Here is an 18,277-nt window from a genome sequence, read left to right on the forward strand (position 1 = left end):
CTAGATCAGACCGGAGAATCCGCAGAAAGCAATGGCCATCAGTCCTGCTGTCAGCAGTACCATGGGCATTCCCTTGAAAGATTCCGGCACTTCATTGTATTCCATCTTCTCACGCAGTCCTGCCAGGATCACGATGGCAATGGTAAAGCCAAGCGCTGTGGCAAAGCCATTTACGATACCGGTCAGAATACCGTATTCCTTCTGCACGTTGGTAATGGCTACACCCAGCACCGCGCAGTTGGTGGTAATCAGAGGCAGATAGACGCCCAGTGCCTGATACAGGGAAGGCATTGCCTTTTTCAGGAACATTTCCACGAACTGTACCAGTGCAGCAATGACGAGAATGAACACTATCGTCTCCAGATACTCAATGTGTAACGGCTGTAAGATAAATTTGTAGATCACACCCGCTACCGCACTGGCCAGCGTAATAACGAAGATAACCGCCGTTCCCATGCCGCCCGCCGTCTTGATCTTGCGGGACACGCCTAAGAAGGGGCACAGTCCCATGAACTGGCTTAATACGATATTGCTGACGATGGAGGAACTGATCAGTAACAGAAGCATATCTTTTACACTATCCATTTATTTGTCCTCCTTATCTAAATCGATGGTCTCCAGATCATCCTCTGCCGTCTGAGGTTTTGCTGCCGCTTTTGCCGCATCCTTCACAGCCTCTTCCGTGGTATTGGTATTGTCATAAAACCGCTCCGAGCAGCCACTCTCGCCACAGTGCAGACAGTCATGTCCGCAGCCGGACTGGATCTTCTCGTAATCCTTGCCAGCTAGCTTTCTCTTATTCTTGATATAGTTCTGCAAAGCGGTCAGTGCAGCCAGTACGAAGAACGCACCGGGAGCCAGTCCGAAAATATTGATCGTCACATAGGAATCCGGCATGATCCGAAATCCGAAGATGGATCCGGCCGCCAGGATCTCACGTACTGCACCGATACAAGTCAGTGCCAGAGAGAAACCAAGTCCCATGCCAAGTCCATCGAACAGGGAAGGAATGGGCGGATGGGAATACGCATAGCTCTCTGCTCTTCCCAGAATGATACAGTTTACAACGATCAGAGGAATATACACACCCAGAGCATCGTTCAGTGACGGCAGATACGCCTGCAACAGCAGCTGTACCGCAGTTACAAAGGATGCAATAATCACGATAAATGCAGGGATTCTCACCCGGCTGGGGATCACTTTCCTAAGCAGCGAAATGATCAGGTTACTCATGGTAAGTACCACTGCCGTGGTCAGGCCCATGCCAAGTCCGTTCATGGCCGATGTGGTCACCGCCAGAGTCGGACACATTCCCAGCATCAGTACAAATGTAGGATTTTCCTTGATGATACCGTTATAAAGTCTTTCACCTGCTTTATTCATTGCCAGCACCTCCCTGTACATAATCATTAAATGCCAGAAGGCTTCCGTTGACAGCGTTAGTCACTGCTTTCGTGGTGATGGTCGCACCGCTGATGGCATCGATCTCACTGTCAGAAGTGGATCCGGTCTTGGTGTAGGCAAAGCTCTTCACGTTCTTGTTGTGGAACTGCGGCACCAGCACATCTTCCGCTTTCATGCCCAGTCCGGGAGTCTCGGAAATACTTAAAATAGAAATATCATTGACCGTACCATCCAGACGGATTCCCACATACAGCACAATATTTCCGCCATAGCCTTCGGAGGTTGTGGTCTGGATCACATAGCCCAACTGCGTTCCGGAGGCATCCTGCGCTTCATAGACGGTACCGATGGTGATTCCGGTATCTGCCAGCTTCTGCGCCGTATCCGCAGAAGGTGTATAAGCATCCAGTTCTTCAAAATGCTCCGCATCCGCAAAGACCGCCTGACAGGCTTCCTGCACCGCTTTTTCCTCCTGCTGACGGATGGGCTCCTTGGTCAGTTCATAGACAAAGCCAAGCAAAAGTCCGGCAATCAGAGTAATTGCGAACAAAATGCCCGCTTCTTTTAACATTGCCTGAATATCATTCTTATTTTTCACGTTTCGCACCTGCCTTTCTGCCAAAAGCCACCGGCATGGTGAATTTTTCGATCAGAGGTACCAGAAGGTTACCTAAAATGATGGCATAGGACACTCCCTCTGCTCCCGGTCCGAAGATACGGAAGATTCCGGTAAGAAGTCCCAGTACCGCACCGTATACATACTGTCCCTTGATGGTAATCGGTCTGGTGACATAATCCGTTGCCATGAAAAAGGCACCCAGGATCAGGCCGCCGCCTGCTAACTGTGCAGACAGATAGGCAGGATCAAAGCCGTGTCCGCCGAAGATTCCCGCAAACAGGATCACGGTCACAATATATGTACCGGGGATCCGAAGGTCGATCACACCGATCAGGATCAGGAAACAGGCACCGATCAGCAGTGCGATCACGGAAGTCTCGCCGATGGTACCGGCGGTCTTACCTACGATCATGTTCATGACATTGACACTCTCTCCTGCCTTCAGTGCTGCCAGCGGTGTAGCCCCGGTATAGGCATCACAGGCAAAATTCGTCATCTGGGACGGGAAAGAGATCAGCAGAAAGCATCTGGCTGCCAGTGCCGGGTTCATAAAGTTCTGACCCAGACCACCGAACAGCATTTTTACCACAAGGATGGCAAACACACCGCCCAATGCCGCCATCCACAGCGGAATGCTCACCGGCAGATTCAGCGCCAGCAGCAGTCCCGTTACCACTGCTGACATATCGGAAATCGTGATTTTTTTCTTCCAGAGCCAGCCGAATAATAACTCCGTCAATACTGTACTGGCAATGGTCACAGCCATGACTGCCAGTGCTCTGGGGCCAAAGTTATAGATTCCGAAACCGGCAGCCGGCAGCAGTGCGATCACCACGGCTGTCATAATGCTGCTGGTCGTTACTTTTGACCGGATATGAGGATTTGAAGATACTTTTAAAAGTCCGCTCACTGTTCTTCCCTCCTACTTCTTTTTCTTCTTGGCAAGCTGGATCTTACGCATGGATTTGATCTCCTGCGTCAGAGGACGCTTTGCCGGGCATACAAAACTACAGCAGCCGCATTCACAGCATTCCATACCGTTATGTTCCACGAAAGCCTCTTCATCAAAATGCTCCGCATAGGTTGCCAAAAGGCTGGGAACAATACGTCCGGGACATGCTTCCACGCAACGTCCGCAGTTGATGCAGGGACTGGGCTCCATAGCGGATACATCGTCCTGGGTCAGTGCCAGTAATGCGGTAGAGGTCTTTGTGGTAGGTACATCCAGCTGGAACATACCGAATCCCATCATGGGACCTCCGCAGATGATCTTCTCCGGCTCCTGCTTAAATCCACCGGCTATATCCAACAGTTCCTGATAACTCATACCGATAGGTACACGAAAATTCCGGGGATTGGCCACAGCATCTCCGGTAACAGTGATGATACGTTCCATCAGAGGGCGTCCTTCCGTCACCGCTCTGTAAATGGCAACCACAGTATCTACGTTATCTACAATACAACCTACGTCCGCAGGCAACATGGAGGAATTGATCTTCCGTCCCGTTGTGGCATAGATCAGCTGACGCTCCGCGCCCTGAGGATACTTGGTCTTCAGTGCCTTCACCGTGATCTGAGGATCGTTCTTAGTCATCTGTTTTAACAGAGAGATACAATCCGGCTTATTGTCCTCCACGGCCAGAATACCGTGGGCATTGTCAAACAGCTTCAGCATGATCTTCAGACCACCGATCAGCTTGTCCGGCTCTTCCATCATTCTGCGGTAATCGGAAGTCAGATAAGGCTCACATTCCGCACAGTTAGCAATTACATATTCAATTTTGTCAGGATCCTTGGGAGACAGCTTGACATGCGTAGGAAATCCGGCACCACCCATACCTACGATACCGGCTTCCTTCACAATGTCGATGATCTCTTCCTTCTGCAGTTTGTCCACCGGTGCATAAGGATGAAATTCTTCGCTCTCATACAGACCGTCATTGTCGATCACGATACTCTGTATCAGATCTCCTGTTACCACACGTCTCGTCTCAATGGTTTTCACCGTACCCGACACAGATGCATAGATGGGTGCCGACACGAAGCCACCACTTTCTGCTATCTTTTGTCCCGCCAGTACCCGGTCTCCTTTTGCCACGATGGGCTTCGCCGGAGCGCCGATGTGCTGGGACAACGGATAGACCATTTCCCCTTTGGGCAGGACATCCTGGATCGGTTTGTCCTTGGACAGATCTTTTCCATCATAGGGATGTATTCCGCCTACAAATGTCAACTTTGCCATTTCCTAACATCCTTTCTAAATAGTTACTTGTATTGCAAATTACATTATGATAATTGTACTATTTTTATCAATTTTTATCAACTTTTATCAACAAAATGCTACTGCAAATTCTAAAATTATGGTAAAATAAATTCACCCATAGAAAGTCTGTGTGACTGCTTGCAGGCAGCACAGGTTTTCTATGAGGTGAATAAGCAAACATAAGTAAGTAGGGCGATAGCCCGGATTACGCATGTTTGTTACGCTTTCGAGAGTTCGAAGAACGAAGAAAGCGTTTATTAACTTGCCCACACGGCAGAAAGAGGTCATACATGAAAAAATCAGAAGAGACTCTGGAGGATTTCGCGATCTCCTATCCCTTGGATAAGCTGGCGCCTCTGGAACAAATCCTTTTTCTCGATATTGAGACCACGGGATTCACTTCCCGTACTTCTTATTTATATATGATTGGCTGTGCCTACTATCAGGCCGGCAAATGGCGGACCATCCAGTGGATGGCGGATGACTATTCCCAGGAAGGGGATATTCTCACTGCTTTCTTTGATTTTGCAAGAGACTACCGCTATCTGGTACATTTCAACGGCAATAATTTTGACCTTCCCTTTATCACCCAGAAATGTGCGCAGTTAAAGCTTCCGTTCTCCTTTGACGGATTTCAGGGTATCGACATTTACCGCCGGATCTCCCCTTATAAATTCTTCCTAAAGCTGCCGAACTGTAAGCAGAAAACTTTGGAGCAGTATCTCGGAATTGCCCGGACCGATGTTTTCTCCGGCGGAGAACTCATTGGTCTATACCATGATTATGTAAAAAATCCTTCGGAATTCACAGAAAAAGCATTGTTTTTGCATAATGCGGACGACCTGAAGGGAATGTTGGAAGTTCTTCCGATTCTGGCCTACTATGATCTGTTCAACGAGAATTGTGTGAAAGCCAGAAAAGTACAGGCCAACTATTACAAAGATGTCAGTGGCGCACAACGCAAGGAACTGTTGATCACCCTGCAGATTCCCACTTCCCTGCCCAGACTGGTAACCGCTTCTGCGGCCAACTGCTATTTCCGTGGAGAAGGAGAATCGGCTACTTTAAAGGTTCCCATTTACGAGGAAGAATTAAAATATTTCTATTCCAACTACAAGGACTATTACTATCTTCCTACGGAAGATGTGGCATTGCACAAATCTGTAGCCGGTTTCGTGGACAAAGAGCACAGGCTCCAGGCCTCCGCAGCGAACTGTTACACCCGGAAATTCTCCTGCTATCTTCCCCAATGGGAGATTCTGTTCACGCCATTCTTCAAGAGAGATTATAAGAGCAAGGAATTATTCTTCGAGTTGACGGATGAAATGAAGAAAAACAGAGAAGGATTTACACAGTATGCCAATCATGTTTTGTCCATGATCGCATCTACTTACTAACCGGAACGAAATGAGACATCGTCCCTTAGATGTACTTATAGCACTTATAGCACAGAAAGCACAAAAAGAGGAAAGCAAAACTGCTTTCCTCTTTCTTATTTTGTCATTTCTGTACTCACTACATCGGTTTCACATAATAGAAAGAACTCTTTCTGTCAAATCCGATTTCGCGATAATTCATGATCTGTTCGGTACTTCCGATAAACAGCATACCACCCTTGGCCAGTGACTGGTAATACTTCCGGAATACTTCATCCTTTGCTTCTTCTGTAAAGTAAATCAATACATTTCTGCACACGATCAGATTACAGTCGGTAGGATAAGTATCCTTCAGTAAATTGTGCTGGTGAAAATCCACTCTTGCCTTGATCTCATCTGCAATCTTGTAAGAAGGACCAATCTTCGTGAAGTATTTCTTCTTCAGATCCTCCGGCACGCCTTCTATGCTCTTTTCTCCATACAGGCCGGTCTTTGCCTTTGCGATAACCTGTTTGTCCAGATCTGTAGCATAGATACGAATCTGCTGTAACGGAATGTGCCGTGACAGAGCCATTACAAGAGAGTAAGGCTCATCTCCCGTGGAACATGCCGCACTCCAAACCTTCAGGTTCTTGCCGAAGCGTTGAATCAGTTCCGGGATCACGGTCTCTTCCAGATATTTCCACTGTTCAGGATTACGGTAGAATTCTGAAACATTGATAGTAATGTATCCTACAAATTCCTCAAAAAGTACTTTATCCGTCTTCAGTGCCTGTACATACTTGTCATAACCTACGATCTTATGCTTGGCGATCAGAGTATCGATACGCCGTTTCATCTGCTTCTCTTTGTAAGCATTCAGATCGATCGTAGTCAGAGAATAAATCTCCTTTTTAAAATACTCATAATCATATATCATGAATATCTACCACCTAACGGTTGATTATTTCTCAGAGTTCTCAGCCTCTGCAGCGATAACAGCGTCAATATCTACAGATACAACATCTGCATCGGACTCTTCCTCTGCCTCAACGGGTTCTGGAGCTGTCAGAGCTTTAACGCTCAGGGAAATCTTGTGATCAGCCTCATTGAAATCTACAACCTTAGCTGTAACTTCATCGCCAACGCTCAGTACATCGGAAGGTTTCTCAATGTGCTCCTTTGCGATCTGGGATACATGAAGCAGAGCATCTACACCGGGCTCTAATTCTACGAAAGCGCCAAAGTCGGTCATTCTTGCAACCTTACCGGTTACTACATTGCCAACTGCATACTTCTCTGCTGCATTCTTCCAGGGGTTAGCGTCGTCGAACTTCAGGGACAGTGCAATCTTATTGCCGTTGATCTCTTTGATCAGGACTTTCAGCTTATCGCCAACCTTGAATACCTTCTTGGGATGCTCGACTCTGCCCCAAGACATCTCGGAGATGTGAAGCAGTCCGTCTGCGCCGCCAAGATCGATAAATGCGCCGAAATCAGTTACGTTCTTAACAACACCTTCTACGATATCACCTTCTTTGATCTTCTCAAAGAGTTCCTTCTGCAGCTCAGCCTTCTTGGCTACGATCAGCTGTTTGCGGTCACCAATGTATCTTCTTCTCTTGGGATTGTACTCGCTGATCACGAATTCAATCTCCTGTCCTGCATACTTGGTCAGATCCTTCTCATAAGTATCGGATACCAGGCTTGCGGGGATGAAGATTCTTACTTCGTCCACGATCACACTTAAACCACCGTCCAGTACCTGGGATACGGTTGCCTTAAGTACCTCGTGATTGTTAAATGCTTCTTCAATTCTCTTGTTGCCTCTGTCTGCAGCAAGACGCTTGTAGGTAAGGAGAACCTGACCCTCACCGTCATTTACTTTCAGAACCTTGACTTCCATGGTGTCACCAACCTTGGCAACCGTGGTAAGATCCACGCTGGAGTCGTTGGTGTATTCGTTCTTGGTAAGAATACCGTCAGATTTGTATCCGATGTTCAGAATGATCTCTTCCGGTTTCACATCGATGACTGTACCTTCGACTACCTCTCCTGCATGTATTGTCTTTAATGATTCTTCCAGCATTTGTTCAAAAGTTAATTCTGACATAATTTTGAACCTCCTCAATTAATTTATTTGGGGTGGAAGCCCCCGCGGTAATACCCACTAGTCGAACAGCTTTAGGTAGATCTAAATGCAAGTCATCCAGTGTCTGTATAAAATAGGTGTGCACACATTCCCTTTGGCAGATTTCGTAAAGTTTTCTGCTATTAGAACTGTGCTTCCCTCCTATTACAATCATAACGTCAGCTTCCGCTGCAATGGCCTTTGCCGATCGCTGTCGCTCTTCTGTAGCATTACAGATAGTGTTCACAACACTATCATTGTAACCTTTTTTTTCAAAAATTTCAACTATATATTGAAATTTATTGTAGTTATATGTCGTCTGAGACACAATACAAAGCTTTTCGCCTTCTGTTTTCACAAAATTTTCTGCCTGTTCGGGAGTTTCCAGAACGGTTACCGGGCCCTGACACCAGCCGACGATACCCTCTACTTCCGGATGTTTCGGGTCCCCCACGACGATCACATGATACCCTTCTGTGCTTTTTTGTTCCACGATACGATGGATCTTTTTCACAAAGGGGCAGGTGGCATCAATGCACTCCAGACCATTCGCTTCCATGATATCATAGATTTCTTTTGCCACTCCGTGGGCACGAATGATCACAGTGGGAATATTCTCCCCGGCTTTCAGGCTTTTTAGTTCTTCTTTGCTTTCCAGAACTCTTACTCCTTTTTCCGCCAGTTCCCGGACCACTTCCTCGTTATGCACGATGGGACCATAGGTATAGATAGTCTTCCCGTTTTTTAATTGTTCATACACAGTATCTACAGCACGCTTTACGCCGAAGCAAAAGCCCGCGCAGTCTGCCAGTCTTACTTCCATATCAGATCTCCTGTTTAACCGATCAGTTCCACGATCCGGTCGATGACCTGCTCGATCGTCATATCGGAAGTATCCACCAGCACCGCATCGTCCGCCTGTTTTAACGGAGAAGTCTCTCTGTGCATATCTCTATAGTCTCTGTCTTCGATATCCTGACGGATCTTCTCCAGATCACAGGTCTCTCCCTTGGCGGTCAGTTCATCATATCTTCTCCTGGCTCTCACCATACTGCTGGCGGTCAGATAGATCTTCACCTGAGCATTCGGAAGAACCACTGTACCGATGTCACGGCCGTCCATGATCACATCGCTTTTAGCTGCAAGTGCCTGCTGAAGTTCTACCAGCTTGGTGCGTACTGCGGGTTGTGCACTGGTATTGGATGCCATATTGCCGACTTCTTCGGTACGCAGATAAGCATTAACATTCTCTCCGTTTAATAAAACGACCTGCTCACCGTCCACATACTGAATGGTGATATCCGCCTCCTTGCATTTATCGGCGATGGTCGCTGCATCCGTGGGTTCCACGCCCTCTCTTAACATAAACAGTGCCATGGCACGATACATTGCTCCGGTGTCCACATAGATAAATCCTTTTTTCTTTGCCACAGCTCTTGCAATGGTACTTTTTCCGGCACCTGCCGGGCCGTCGATTGCTACATTAAAACTCATAGTCTAGTCCTCTTTTCTTTATTTCTATTAATTATAATTGATTTCTATTAATTATTATTTTTTCACAAATCTTCCGGTTTTCATTCGTAAAATCTCTCTCCGGACTTTTTTGTGCGCGAATTTATTGTATGCTGTCCCCCGCCAGATGTCCCGTAGACCAGGCGATCTGCAAATTAAAGCCCCCGGTCATGGCATCCAGATCCAATACTTCCCCTGCAAAATACAAATGCCGTACACGTTTGGATTCCATGGTGGAAGGATTGATATCCTTTACCGAGATTCCCCCCTGAGTGATGATTGCTTCCGCAAAAGATCTCGTCCCCGTCACCGTCATGGGTAGTTCCTTGATCAATGAGCCGAAAGCTTTTCTCTCTTCCCGGCTGATCTCGTTCACTTTCTTCTCCGGGGAAATGTCGGACAACTCTATCATAACAGGAATCAGCTTTGCAGGGAACAGGTGGTCCAGCGCATTTTTAAATTGTTTGTTCTTTGCTTCCTCAAAATCCCGAAGTAAACGCTTGTCCAGCTGTTCCGGTGTCAACGCAGGTTTCAGATCTAAGAAAAGCTTTACCTCATCGCTGCCTTTACGCTTCGAAAAATTTTTTGAATAAAAACTGCTGGCTGACAGGATCAGGGGGCCGCTGACGCCAAAATGGGTAAACAGCATCTCGCCGAACCCTTCATACCAGGTCTTTTTCCCGCACTGCATCCGGATCTCCACATTTTTTAAGGAAAGGCCCATCAGTTCCCTGCACCAGTTTTCCCGGATCTCCAAAGGCACCAATGCCGGTTTCCTCTCCGTCACCTTATGCCCTGTCTCTTCCGCGAAACGATACCCGTCCCCCGTGGATCCGGTGCTGGCATAGGAACAGCCTCCAGTACAGACAATGCAGTCATCCGCCGCGATTTTCTCATGGTCTGCACATTCCACGCCACAGAAAACAGGATTGCCATCCGTTTCCTTCGTTAGGATCTTTTTCACCTCGGTATGCAGATGAACATCCACCTGATATTTGCGAAGTTCTCTCTGGAGGGCGGCGATCACGTCCGAAGAATGATCGGATACCGGAAATACCCGGTCTCCCCGCTCCGTTTTCAACGGGCAGCCTGCCTGCTCCAGCAGATCGCATACCCGTGTATTGTCAAAGCCGTAAAAAGCACTGTACAGAAACTTTTCATTGGTACAAATATTCTGAAATAAGACATCCATGTCCGCCGCGTTTGTCACATTGCAACGGCCTTTTCCAGTGATGAACAGTTTTTTCCCCAGCTTTTCGTTCTTTTCCAGAAGTATTACCTTATGCCCTTTTTGCGCTGCCGCAATGGCAGCCATCATGCCGGCAGCACCGCCACCGATCACAATCACCTTACTCATTTCTATCCTCTTTTGCCGATCTGTCCGTCCATCATTTTTCCTTGCGCCGCAGGGAATAGTCCAGCATCGGTTCATCATCTATAAAGTCGATCTCATCATTCAGATATACCTGATAATTATTCCAGGTCTCTTCCAGTGTCTCCAGATTTTTACGCACCTGCTCCGGACATTTCAGGCACAATGCCACTACCAGCGCATTGATCACGCTTAAAGGTGCCACCAGAGAATCCACCACCGACACCATGTCGCTTCTGGCCAGCAGATTGCAGGAAGAATACAGATTCATGGGGGAATGGATGCTGTCGGTAATGGCGATCACCTTGGCATTCCGGTCATTGGCAAACTCCATGGCCTTTAACGTCCGCATGGAGTATCTGGGAAAACTGATACCGATGAAGCAGTCCTTCGGGCCAATATGGATCATCTGTTCAAAAGTCTCACTGACACTGGTGGTATTCAGTAAAAAGACTTTGCCACGGATCATATTCAGGTAAAAATGCAGAAACGCTGCCAGTGGCTCATTGCTGCGAAGTCCCATGATATAAATGGTCTCCGCCTCCAGAATCGTGGCAACGGCGGATTCAAAGGCCGCCGGATCCAGATTGTCTATGGTATCCTGGATCTTTTCGATATCTGCGCTGAGTACGGAGGTCAGGATCTCCGACTGGGAGCTTCTGCCGTATTTGGCATCCATTTTCTGAATGCCGTTGAGCTTTCCCTGCACGCAGCTTTCCAGTGCCTTCTGGAATTTCGGATAACCGTCATAACCGATTCCCGCTGCAAAACGCACTACGGTAGATTCACTGATTCCCAATGTCTCACCCAGCTTTGCTGCGGTCATAAATACTGCCTGATCGTAATGTTCCGATATGTAATCCGCAATGGCTTTGTGGCCTTTGCTCATTTTTGCATAATGTTCGTTGATTCGGGTAAAAACATCATATTCTGCCACGGTTCTTAACCTCGCGTTGTCTCATTGTAAAAAGCGTAATAGGAATGCTCTAATAGCTGCATTGTCTGTAAGTCTGTCAGATCATAATCTCCGGTCAGAGACATGCAGGCAGCTCCGTGAATGAAAATCCACATTTTCATGAACAGATCACCGGGATCCGGGCAGCCCGCCACTCTGGCCAGGTTGATCTCGTAGACCACGTTTCCGGCATCACCATTCAAGATCTCATACATACTCTTTTTCTTATGTTTGCCATCCTGGTTATCCGATACAAACAGAAGCTCGAACAGGTGTCTCTCTTCTCTAGCAAAAGCTATGTAAGCCATGCCCAGATTGGCGAAAGGTGTCTTGCCGGTACGGGGATACAAGCTGTAATAATCCAGAAAATAAGCTGCAGCTCTCTCATAGACCGCATCCCACAGTTCTTCCATATTCTTATATACTCTGAAAATAGGCTGTGTAGAGCACCCTGCTTTCGCCGCTACCCTTCTGGCTGTCACATTGGCAAATCCCTCTTCCCTTGTCATGGCAAATGCCGTATCCAGGATTTTATCAATTGTGATCATCTCTTTACGAGCCATAATCCCTCTCATTCCGCTGTTCGAATACAGCAAACGACGTATTCTTCTATAACACTTGTTATTTTAGTGGGTGAAGAGGTAGTTTGTCAATATGTAAATAAACTCATTCGCATATTGGGCTGACTGGGGGCTGACCAAGGGCATGTCTAAATAACGGCTTCTCCGCGCTTCGCGCTCTCGAAGCCGCAAACTCATTCGCAATCCGGGCTATCGCCCCGGTTCGACCGGGGACATGTCTAAATAACGGCTTCTCCGCGCTTCGCGCTCTCGAAGCCGCAAACTCATTCGCAATCCGGGCTATCGCCCCGGTTCGACCGGGGACATGTCTAAATAACGGCTTCTCCGCGCTTCGCGCTCTCGAAGCCGCAAACTCATTCGCAATCCGGGCTATCGCCCCGGTTCGACCGGGGACATGTCTAAATAACGGCTTCTCCGCGCTTCGCGCTCTCGAAGTCGCAACCACATTCGCAATCCGGGCTATCGCCCTACTTGCTCATGTGGTTTTGTTCGTCTAATAAAAAAGCCGCACTGACTGCGAGCAGTCGTGCGACCTTTTTATTGACGAATTATTTAGACAGGGTATGCACCGTTCTTGGTGTCAGCCTGGGTCATATCAACCTTTTCCTGCTGTGCCTGACGATACTTGAAGAAGTCGGTAGCAACCTGAGGGAACAGAGCGTAGCTCAGAACGTCCTCATCCTGCTGTTTCCATTCCTTCATTTCGCCTTCCAGCTTATCCATCTCATTGTCGAGCAGATCAGCGTAACGGCAGGTAATTCTCTCCTCACCGGGGATAACCTTGTCGATAACTTCCTGGCTCATGGGCTTAACGGTCTGACCGTACTCACCACGAAGAACTGCCTTGGTCTCCTTGGTAGCCATCTTGTAACGCTCACCAAGCAGTACGTTGAAGACTGCCTGAGTACCAACGATCTGAGAAGAAGGGGTAACCAGAGGGGGCTCACCCAGATCCTTACGAACCTTGGGGATCTCCTTCAGCACATCGTAGTATCTGTCTTCTGCATTCTGCTCCTTCAGCTGGCTAACCATGTTGGAAAGCATACCGCCGGGTACCTGATACAGCAGAGTCTTGATATCAACACCCATAACCTTGGGATTCAGCAGGCCGTTAGCCAGGCACTCATCTCTGTAAGGTCTGAAGTAGTCAGCGATCTCAGCTAACAGGTTCTGATCCAGACCGGTATCGTAAGGGGTTCCCTTGAAGGTCTCAACCATAACCTCGGTAGCAGGCTGTGAAGTACCCATAGCAAAGGGGCTCATAGCGGTATCGATCACATCAACACCGGCCTCTACTGCCTTCAGGTAGGTCATGCTTGCAACACCGGAAGTATAGTGAGTATGCAACTGGATGGGAAGCTTGGTAACTTCCTTCATCGCCTTGATCAGTTCAGCAGCCTTGTAAGGTACTAACAGACCGGCCATATCCTTGATACAGATGGAATCTGCACCCATCTCTTCGATCTTCTTGGCCATGCTGGTCCAGTACTCCAGAGTGTAAGCATCACCCAGAGTGTAAGCCAGAGCAACCTGTGCTTCACCTCTGCCTTCCTGTGCCTTGAACTTGTTGGTAGCATTTACCGCTTCCTGTAAGTTGCGCAGGTCGTTCAGACAGTCGAAAATACGAATGATATCAATACCGTTGGAGATGGACTTCTGTACGAAGTAATCTACCACGTCATCTGCATAAGGTCTGTAACCCAGAATATTCTGTCCACGGAACAGCATCTGTAACTTGGTGTTTTTGAAGCCGTCACGCAGCTTTCTCAGTCTGTCCCAGGGATCTTCCTTCAGGAAACGAAGGGATGCATCAAAGGTAGCACCGCCCCAGCACTCTACGGAATGATAACCAACTTTATCCATCTTATCTACGATGGGAAGCATGAATTCGGTCGGCATTCTGGTAGCGATCAGAGACTGATGTGCATCACGTAAAACAGTTTCCGTAATCTTAATCGGTTTCTTTTCAATTTCTGACATTACGAATATCCTCCATAATAATATTTTCTATAGTTAGTATGACGCGATGCGTTATTCTAAGTCCTTCGGACTTATTTCATCGCGCTTTGCGCGAAATACATCTTGGGCATTCGCTTTAAAATACACCGAAGATAGCCATGAATGTACCGGCTGCTACGGCAGTACCGATAACGCCTGCTACGTTAGGCCCCATAGCATGCATGAGCAGGAAGTTGGTAGGATCGGATTCTGCACCAACCTTCTGGGATACACGTGCTGCCATAGGAACTGCGGATACACCTGCGGAACCGATCAAAGGATTGATCTTGCCACCGGAAAATACACACATCAGTTTACCAAACAGAACACCTGCGGCGGTACCGAACATGAATGCGATCAGACCCAGAGCTACGATCTTCAAGGTATCTGCATTCAGGAATGCTTCTGCACTGGTGGTAGCACCTACGGAAGTACCCAGCAGAATAACTACGATGTACATCAGAGCATTGGATGCTGTCTCAGTCAGCTGACGAACAACACCGGACTCACGGAACAGGTTACCCAGCATCAGCATACCTACCAGAGGAGCTGTGGTGGGAAGGATCAGACATACAACGATGGTAACAACGATGGGGAACAGGATCTTCTCCAGCTTGGATACGGGACGAAGCTGACCCATCTTGATCTTTCTCTCTTTCTCAGTAGTGAGAAGCTTCATAATAGGGGGCTGGATAATGGGAACCAGTGACATGTAGGAATATGCTGCCACTGCGATAGGTCCCAGGATCGCCGTCTGTCCCAGCTTACCAGCAAGGAAGATGGAGGTAGGGCCGTCAGCACCACCGATGATGGAGATTGCAGCAGCTGCCTTGTCGTTGAATCCCAGCCAGATTGCTCCGAAGTATGCTGCGAAGATACCAAACTGCGCAGCAGCTCCCAGAAGGAAGCTCTTGGGGTTCGCAATCAGAGGACCAAAGTCTGTCATGGCACCTACACCCATGAAGATCAGGGAAGGCAGGATTGCCAGTTCATCCAGCTTGTAGAAATAATACAGTAAGCCGCCGGCACCGTTTGCTGCATTTTCAGGGTGCAGCATGATATCGGGATAAATGTTTACCAACAGCATACCGAACGCTATCGGGAGTAAGAGCAAAGGCTCGAACTCATGACGGATAGCTAAATAAAGGAAAAAGCATGCAACCAGAATCATGACATAGTTTCCCCAGGTCAGGTTAAAAAACGCTGTCTGATGAATCAGGTTGTTAAGCGTACTAGCTATATATTCCATTTGATGACCTCCTGTTGTTTATAGAGCTGATGTAAAATGCCTAGTTCAGAGTTGCCAGAACTGCACCAGCCTCAACAGTATCACCAACTGCAACGTCAATGCTTGCTACAGTGCCGTCTTCGGGAGCTACTACAGGGATCTCCATCTTCATAGCTTCCAGAATGATGACAGCATCACCCTTCTTAACAGCCTGTCCAACACTTGCCTCTAACTTGAAGATTTTACCAGCTGCACCGGCCTCAACCTTGATGCTGCCTGCTGCGCCGCTTGCCTTGGGAGCTGCTGCGGGAGCCTTGGGTGCTGCCTTGGGAGCTGCGGGAGCCTTTGCTGCTACGGGTGCTCCGTTAGATGCACCCTCTTCTACTACTACATCATATACGTTGCCATTTACGGTAATGGTATAATTTTTCATTTTAATATCCTCCTAACGTTTTTACGATTATCTTACTTTGCGGATAGAACGAACTACAAATCCGTCAGTGCTTGCCGCACCTTCGCTTGCTGCGATTGCAGCTGCAATAACAGCGACCAGCTCAGTGTCATCTGCCTCGGGTTCTTCCTGTGCAGCGATCTGAGTTACAGCCTTATCAATACCTGCGTTCTTTGCTTCTTCCTCCTTATCCTTCTTGCTGAATGCAGCCTGGATCTTCGGAATGAAGTTGAACAGGGAAATGATCAGTGAGATCATGATCAGCATTACGAATACAGTTCCCATACCGATCAGAGTGTTCAGCGCAGCTTTGGTCATCAGGCCACCCATGGACTCCACGGGGTTCAGCGCTGCAGACTCCATGCTCAGGAACATATCGTTGGTGAAGATTACTTCTGCCTGTGCATTCTGTTTGGCACCGGTCACATCTACATGTACAATGATCTGATCATCATCGATGGCAGCTTCTGCATCACCGACTGCGGTAATGCCGCCAATGGACTTTTTAGCGGAGTTGAAGGACTCGATAGCAGTTTTATATGCATAACCATCAACGGTGATACCTACATTTTCCTGTACCATATATGCCACTTCATCAGCGGTATACTCAGAGAAGCTCTCCAGTGCAGCTTCGTCTTCAAAATTCTCCAGAGAAGGAATCACATACTGGGTAGCTATCTGGATTGCAGTGTCCATCTTGCGCTGCTCATAATCCGTATAGGTCTCCTCACTGCCGCACGCGGTCAAACCAAAGATGCAGGTAATCATACATACTAAGCTTAAAAATTTCTTCATTTTACAATCACCCTTTCTTATACAGTTCCGTGTTTCTTGGCAGGACGGTCTTCACTCTTGGTGAATAGCATCTCGAATGCGCCGATCACATATTTTCTGGTATCAGCAGCATTTACGATCTGGTCCACATATCCTCTCTTGGCTGCGCTGGTTACATTCAGAGTAAGTGCTTCGTACTCAGCAGCCTTTTCATTAATCACATCAGCGCCCTGGCCATCATACATGATCTTGGCAGCCAGCTTGCCGTCCATAGCACCAATCTGTGCATCCGGCCATGCCATGGTGATATCCGCACCGATTGCCTTGGAGTTCATTACCACATAAGCGGTTCCCAGAGCCTTGCCGATCACAACGTTCACCTTGGGAACGGTAGCGTTGGCAAATGCGTAGGTCAGCTTTGCAGCAGCCTTTGCGATAGCCTTCTCGGAAGCCAGAGTTGCTTCGTAACCCTTTACATTGGTCAGGGTCAGTACAGGAATGCCGAAAGCATCACAGAAGTTTACGAACTCAGCAGCCTTCTCACAGCCCTCTGCAGTCAGAACTGCATCCAGCTTCTCTGCTACCTTGCCTTCTTCGTCGCAGATCTCGGAACGGTTAGCTACCGCACCAACGGTAACGCCATCCAGACGTAAGAAACCGGTTACCATGTTCTTAGCATATCCGGCCTTCACCTCGAAGAAGTTGTTGTCATCTGCCAGAATGGACAGAGCAACGGATGTGTCGCCGACGCAGCCTGCGATCTCAGGATTTACACGGTTCAGATCATCAGTGCAATCCTCTAAGAAGCTTGCATCATCCTCGTTGTTGGCAGGCAGGAAGCTTACCAGCTCTCTTACCTTCTCCAGAATGGTTGCTTCGTCAGCTACCACGTCAACAATACCGCTCTCTTCTGCCTGGAATTTAGCGGAAGAAGAATCACACTTGGTGATCACATTACCGTCCAGAGCGTTAGGAGCATTTACGAACAGCTTGGCATTCTTCTCTTCCATGAAAGTGAAATCGGTCATGGTAGGGAACAGTCCTAAGCCACCGCCACAGGTTCCGAATACAGCAGTGATCTGAGGGATCACGCCGGAAGCCATGGTCTGCTTTAAATAGATCTCACCAAATGCAGCCAGTGCATCGGTTGCTTCCTGCAGTCTTAAACCTGCAGATTCGATCAGTCCGATCACAGGTGCTCCGGTCTTCATAGCCAGATCGTAGAGATTGGTGATCTTCTTTGCATGCATCTCGCCGATGGTTCCGTTCAGTACGGAAGCGTCCTGGCTATATACATATACAAGATTACCATTGATCACTCCGTAGCCGGTAATACAACCGTCAGAAGGAGTTTCATTGGGTTTCAGATTGAAATCCGTAGCTCTTGCGGTTACAAGTCCGCCGATTTCAACGAAACTGTTGTCATCGAGTAAAGCTGCTATTCTTTGACTCGCTTTTGAAGTAGTACTCATATGTTTTCAGCCCTCCGTTGATAATATAATAAAATATAATAGAAAACGTTTATTAATATAGAAGCACAAATGCCCCCATGATTAACAGTTTGTAGTATAACATAAAATCTGCAACTCGCAAAGAACGAATTGCAGATTTTTACATTTTTTATATATTGTACC

The 18,277-nt window shown here is 47.7% G+C and carries 18 protein-coding genes; 1 reads left to right on the forward strand and 17 read right to left on the reverse strand.

What is annotated here, in order from left to right:
* From DW835_RS00170 to rsxC, 5 genes are read right to left on the reverse strand one after another with little or no spacing between them, the layout of a single operon-like run.
* Nucleotides 1–585, reverse strand: coding sequence for an RnfABCDGE type electron transport complex subunit A (locus DW835_RS00170; protein WP_022153243.1), 585 nt, complete (start codon nucleotides 583–585; stop codon nucleotides 1–3).
* A complete protein-coding gene (locus tag DW835_RS00175) occupies nucleotides 586–1,383 on the reverse strand; it encodes an electron transport complex subunit RsxE (RefSeq protein WP_022311882.1) in 798 nt (265 codons plus the stop codon). It abuts the gene before it with no gap.
* Nucleotides 1,376–2,002 (reverse strand): RnfABCDGE type electron transport complex subunit G, encoded by a 627-nt coding sequence (locus DW835_RS00180; protein ID WP_347559342.1) that lies wholly within the window; start codon nucleotides 2,000–2,002, stop codon nucleotides 1,376–1,378. Before DW835_RS00180 ends, DW835_RS00175 begins: the two co-directional genes overlap by 8 nt.
* A complete protein-coding gene (locus tag DW835_RS00185) occupies nucleotides 1,992–2,933 on the reverse strand; it encodes an RnfABCDGE type electron transport complex subunit D (protein WP_022311884.1) in 942 nt (313 codons plus the stop codon). The genes DW835_RS00180 and DW835_RS00185 overlap by 11 nt, the downstream gene beginning before the upstream one ends.
* A 12-nt stretch (nucleotides 2,934–2,945) precedes the next feature.
* Complete coding sequence (rsxC, locus tag DW835_RS00190) at nucleotides 2,946–4,265, reverse strand: electron transport complex subunit RsxC (RefSeq protein ID WP_117568667.1); 1,320 nt, start codon at nucleotides 4,263–4,265, stop codon at nucleotides 2,946–2,948.
* Nucleotides 4,266–4,576: 311 nt separating this feature from the next.
* On the opposite strand from rsxC, the gene DW835_RS00195 reads away from it, so the two are divergent.
* Nucleotides 4,577–5,683, forward strand: coding sequence for a ribonuclease H-like domain-containing protein (locus DW835_RS00195; protein ID WP_022311886.1), 1,107 nt, complete (start codon nucleotides 4,577–4,579; stop codon nucleotides 5,681–5,683).
* A 118-nt stretch (nucleotides 5,684–5,801) separates the two neighbouring features.
* Here the strand turns inward: DW835_RS00195 and DW835_RS00200 are convergent, their stop codons facing one another.
* From DW835_RS00200 to DW835_RS00255, 12 genes are all read right to left on the reverse strand, one after another.
* Nucleotides 5,802–6,581, reverse strand: coding sequence for a protein-glutamate O-methyltransferase CheR (locus DW835_RS00200; RefSeq protein ID WP_117464965.1), 780 nt, complete (start codon nucleotides 6,579–6,581; stop codon nucleotides 5,802–5,804).
* A 24-nt stretch (nucleotides 6,582–6,605) separates the two neighbouring features.
* Complete coding sequence (rpsA, locus tag DW835_RS00205; protein WP_117464964.1) at nucleotides 6,606–7,754, reverse strand: 30S ribosomal protein S1; 1,149 nt, start codon at nucleotides 7,752–7,754, stop codon at nucleotides 6,606–6,608.
* Nucleotides 7,735–8,595, reverse strand: a complete 861-nt coding sequence (gene ispH / locus DW835_RS00210) for a 4-hydroxy-3-methylbut-2-enyl diphosphate reductase (protein ID WP_117464963.1) — start codon at nucleotides 8,593–8,595, stop codon at nucleotides 7,735–7,737. The genes rpsA and ispH overlap by 20 nt, the downstream gene beginning before the upstream one ends.
* Nucleotides 8,596–8,609: 14 nt before the next feature.
* Nucleotides 8,610–9,266, reverse strand: a complete 657-nt coding sequence (gene cmk / locus DW835_RS00215) for a (d)CMP kinase (RefSeq protein WP_118537229.1) — start codon at nucleotides 9,264–9,266, stop codon at nucleotides 8,610–8,612.
* Nucleotides 9,267–9,387: 121 nt separating this feature from the next.
* Nucleotides 9,388–10,641: an NAD(P)/FAD-dependent oxidoreductase gene (locus DW835_RS00220; protein ID WP_118537228.1), complete on the reverse strand. Its 1,254-nt coding sequence runs from the start codon at nucleotides 10,639–10,641 to the stop codon at nucleotides 9,388–9,390.
* 31 nt (nucleotides 10,642–10,672) lie between these two features.
* The gene (locus DW835_RS00225; RefSeq protein WP_022312393.1) at nucleotides 10,673–11,593 is read right to left on the reverse strand and encodes a MurR/RpiR family transcriptional regulator; all 921 of its coding nucleotides are present in this window, start codon (nucleotides 11,591–11,593) and stop codon (nucleotides 10,673–10,675) included.
* 5 nt (nucleotides 11,594–11,598) lie between these two features.
* Nucleotides 11,599–12,174, reverse strand: a complete 576-nt coding sequence (locus tag DW835_RS00230; protein WP_022312392.1) for a TetR/AcrR family transcriptional regulator — start codon at nucleotides 12,172–12,174, stop codon at nucleotides 11,599–11,601.
* 570 nt (nucleotides 12,175–12,744) lie between these two features.
* Nucleotides 12,745–14,172 carry an oxaloacetate decarboxylase subunit alpha gene (locus DW835_RS00235; protein WP_117464959.1) on the reverse strand — a complete coding sequence of 476 codons (1,428 nt, stop codon included), beginning with the start codon at nucleotides 14,170–14,172 and terminating at the stop codon, nucleotides 12,745–12,747.
* 115 nt (nucleotides 14,173–14,287) lie between these two features.
* Nucleotides 14,288–15,439 carry a sodium ion-translocating decarboxylase subunit beta gene (locus tag DW835_RS00240; RefSeq protein ID WP_117464958.1) on the reverse strand — a complete coding sequence of 384 codons (1,152 nt, stop codon included), beginning with the start codon at nucleotides 15,437–15,439 and terminating at the stop codon, nucleotides 14,288–14,290.
* A 40-nt stretch (nucleotides 15,440–15,479) separates the two neighbouring features.
* On the reverse strand, nucleotides 15,480–15,851 hold the full coding sequence (locus DW835_RS00245) for a biotin/lipoyl-containing protein (protein ID WP_118730452.1): 372 nt from the start codon (nucleotides 15,849–15,851) through the stop codon (nucleotides 15,480–15,482).
* Between the two features lie 27 nt (nucleotides 15,852–15,878).
* Nucleotides 15,879–16,664, reverse strand: a complete 786-nt coding sequence (locus DW835_RS00250; RefSeq protein WP_118730453.1) for an OadG family protein — start codon at nucleotides 16,662–16,664, stop codon at nucleotides 15,879–15,881.
* A gap of 17 nt (nucleotides 16,665–16,681) precedes the next feature.
* The gene (locus tag DW835_RS00255) at nucleotides 16,682–18,115 is read right to left on the reverse strand and encodes a carboxyl transferase domain-containing protein (RefSeq protein WP_117464956.1); all 1,434 of its coding nucleotides are present in this window, start codon (nucleotides 18,113–18,115) and stop codon (nucleotides 16,682–16,684) included.
* Nucleotides 18,116–18,277: the final 162 nt, after the last annotated feature.

Source organism: Clostridium sp. AM34-9AC (assembly GCF_003480225.1).
Taxonomy (GTDB): Bacteria; Bacillota; Clostridia; order Lachnospirales; family Lachnospiraceae; genus Acetatifactor; species Acetatifactor acetigignens.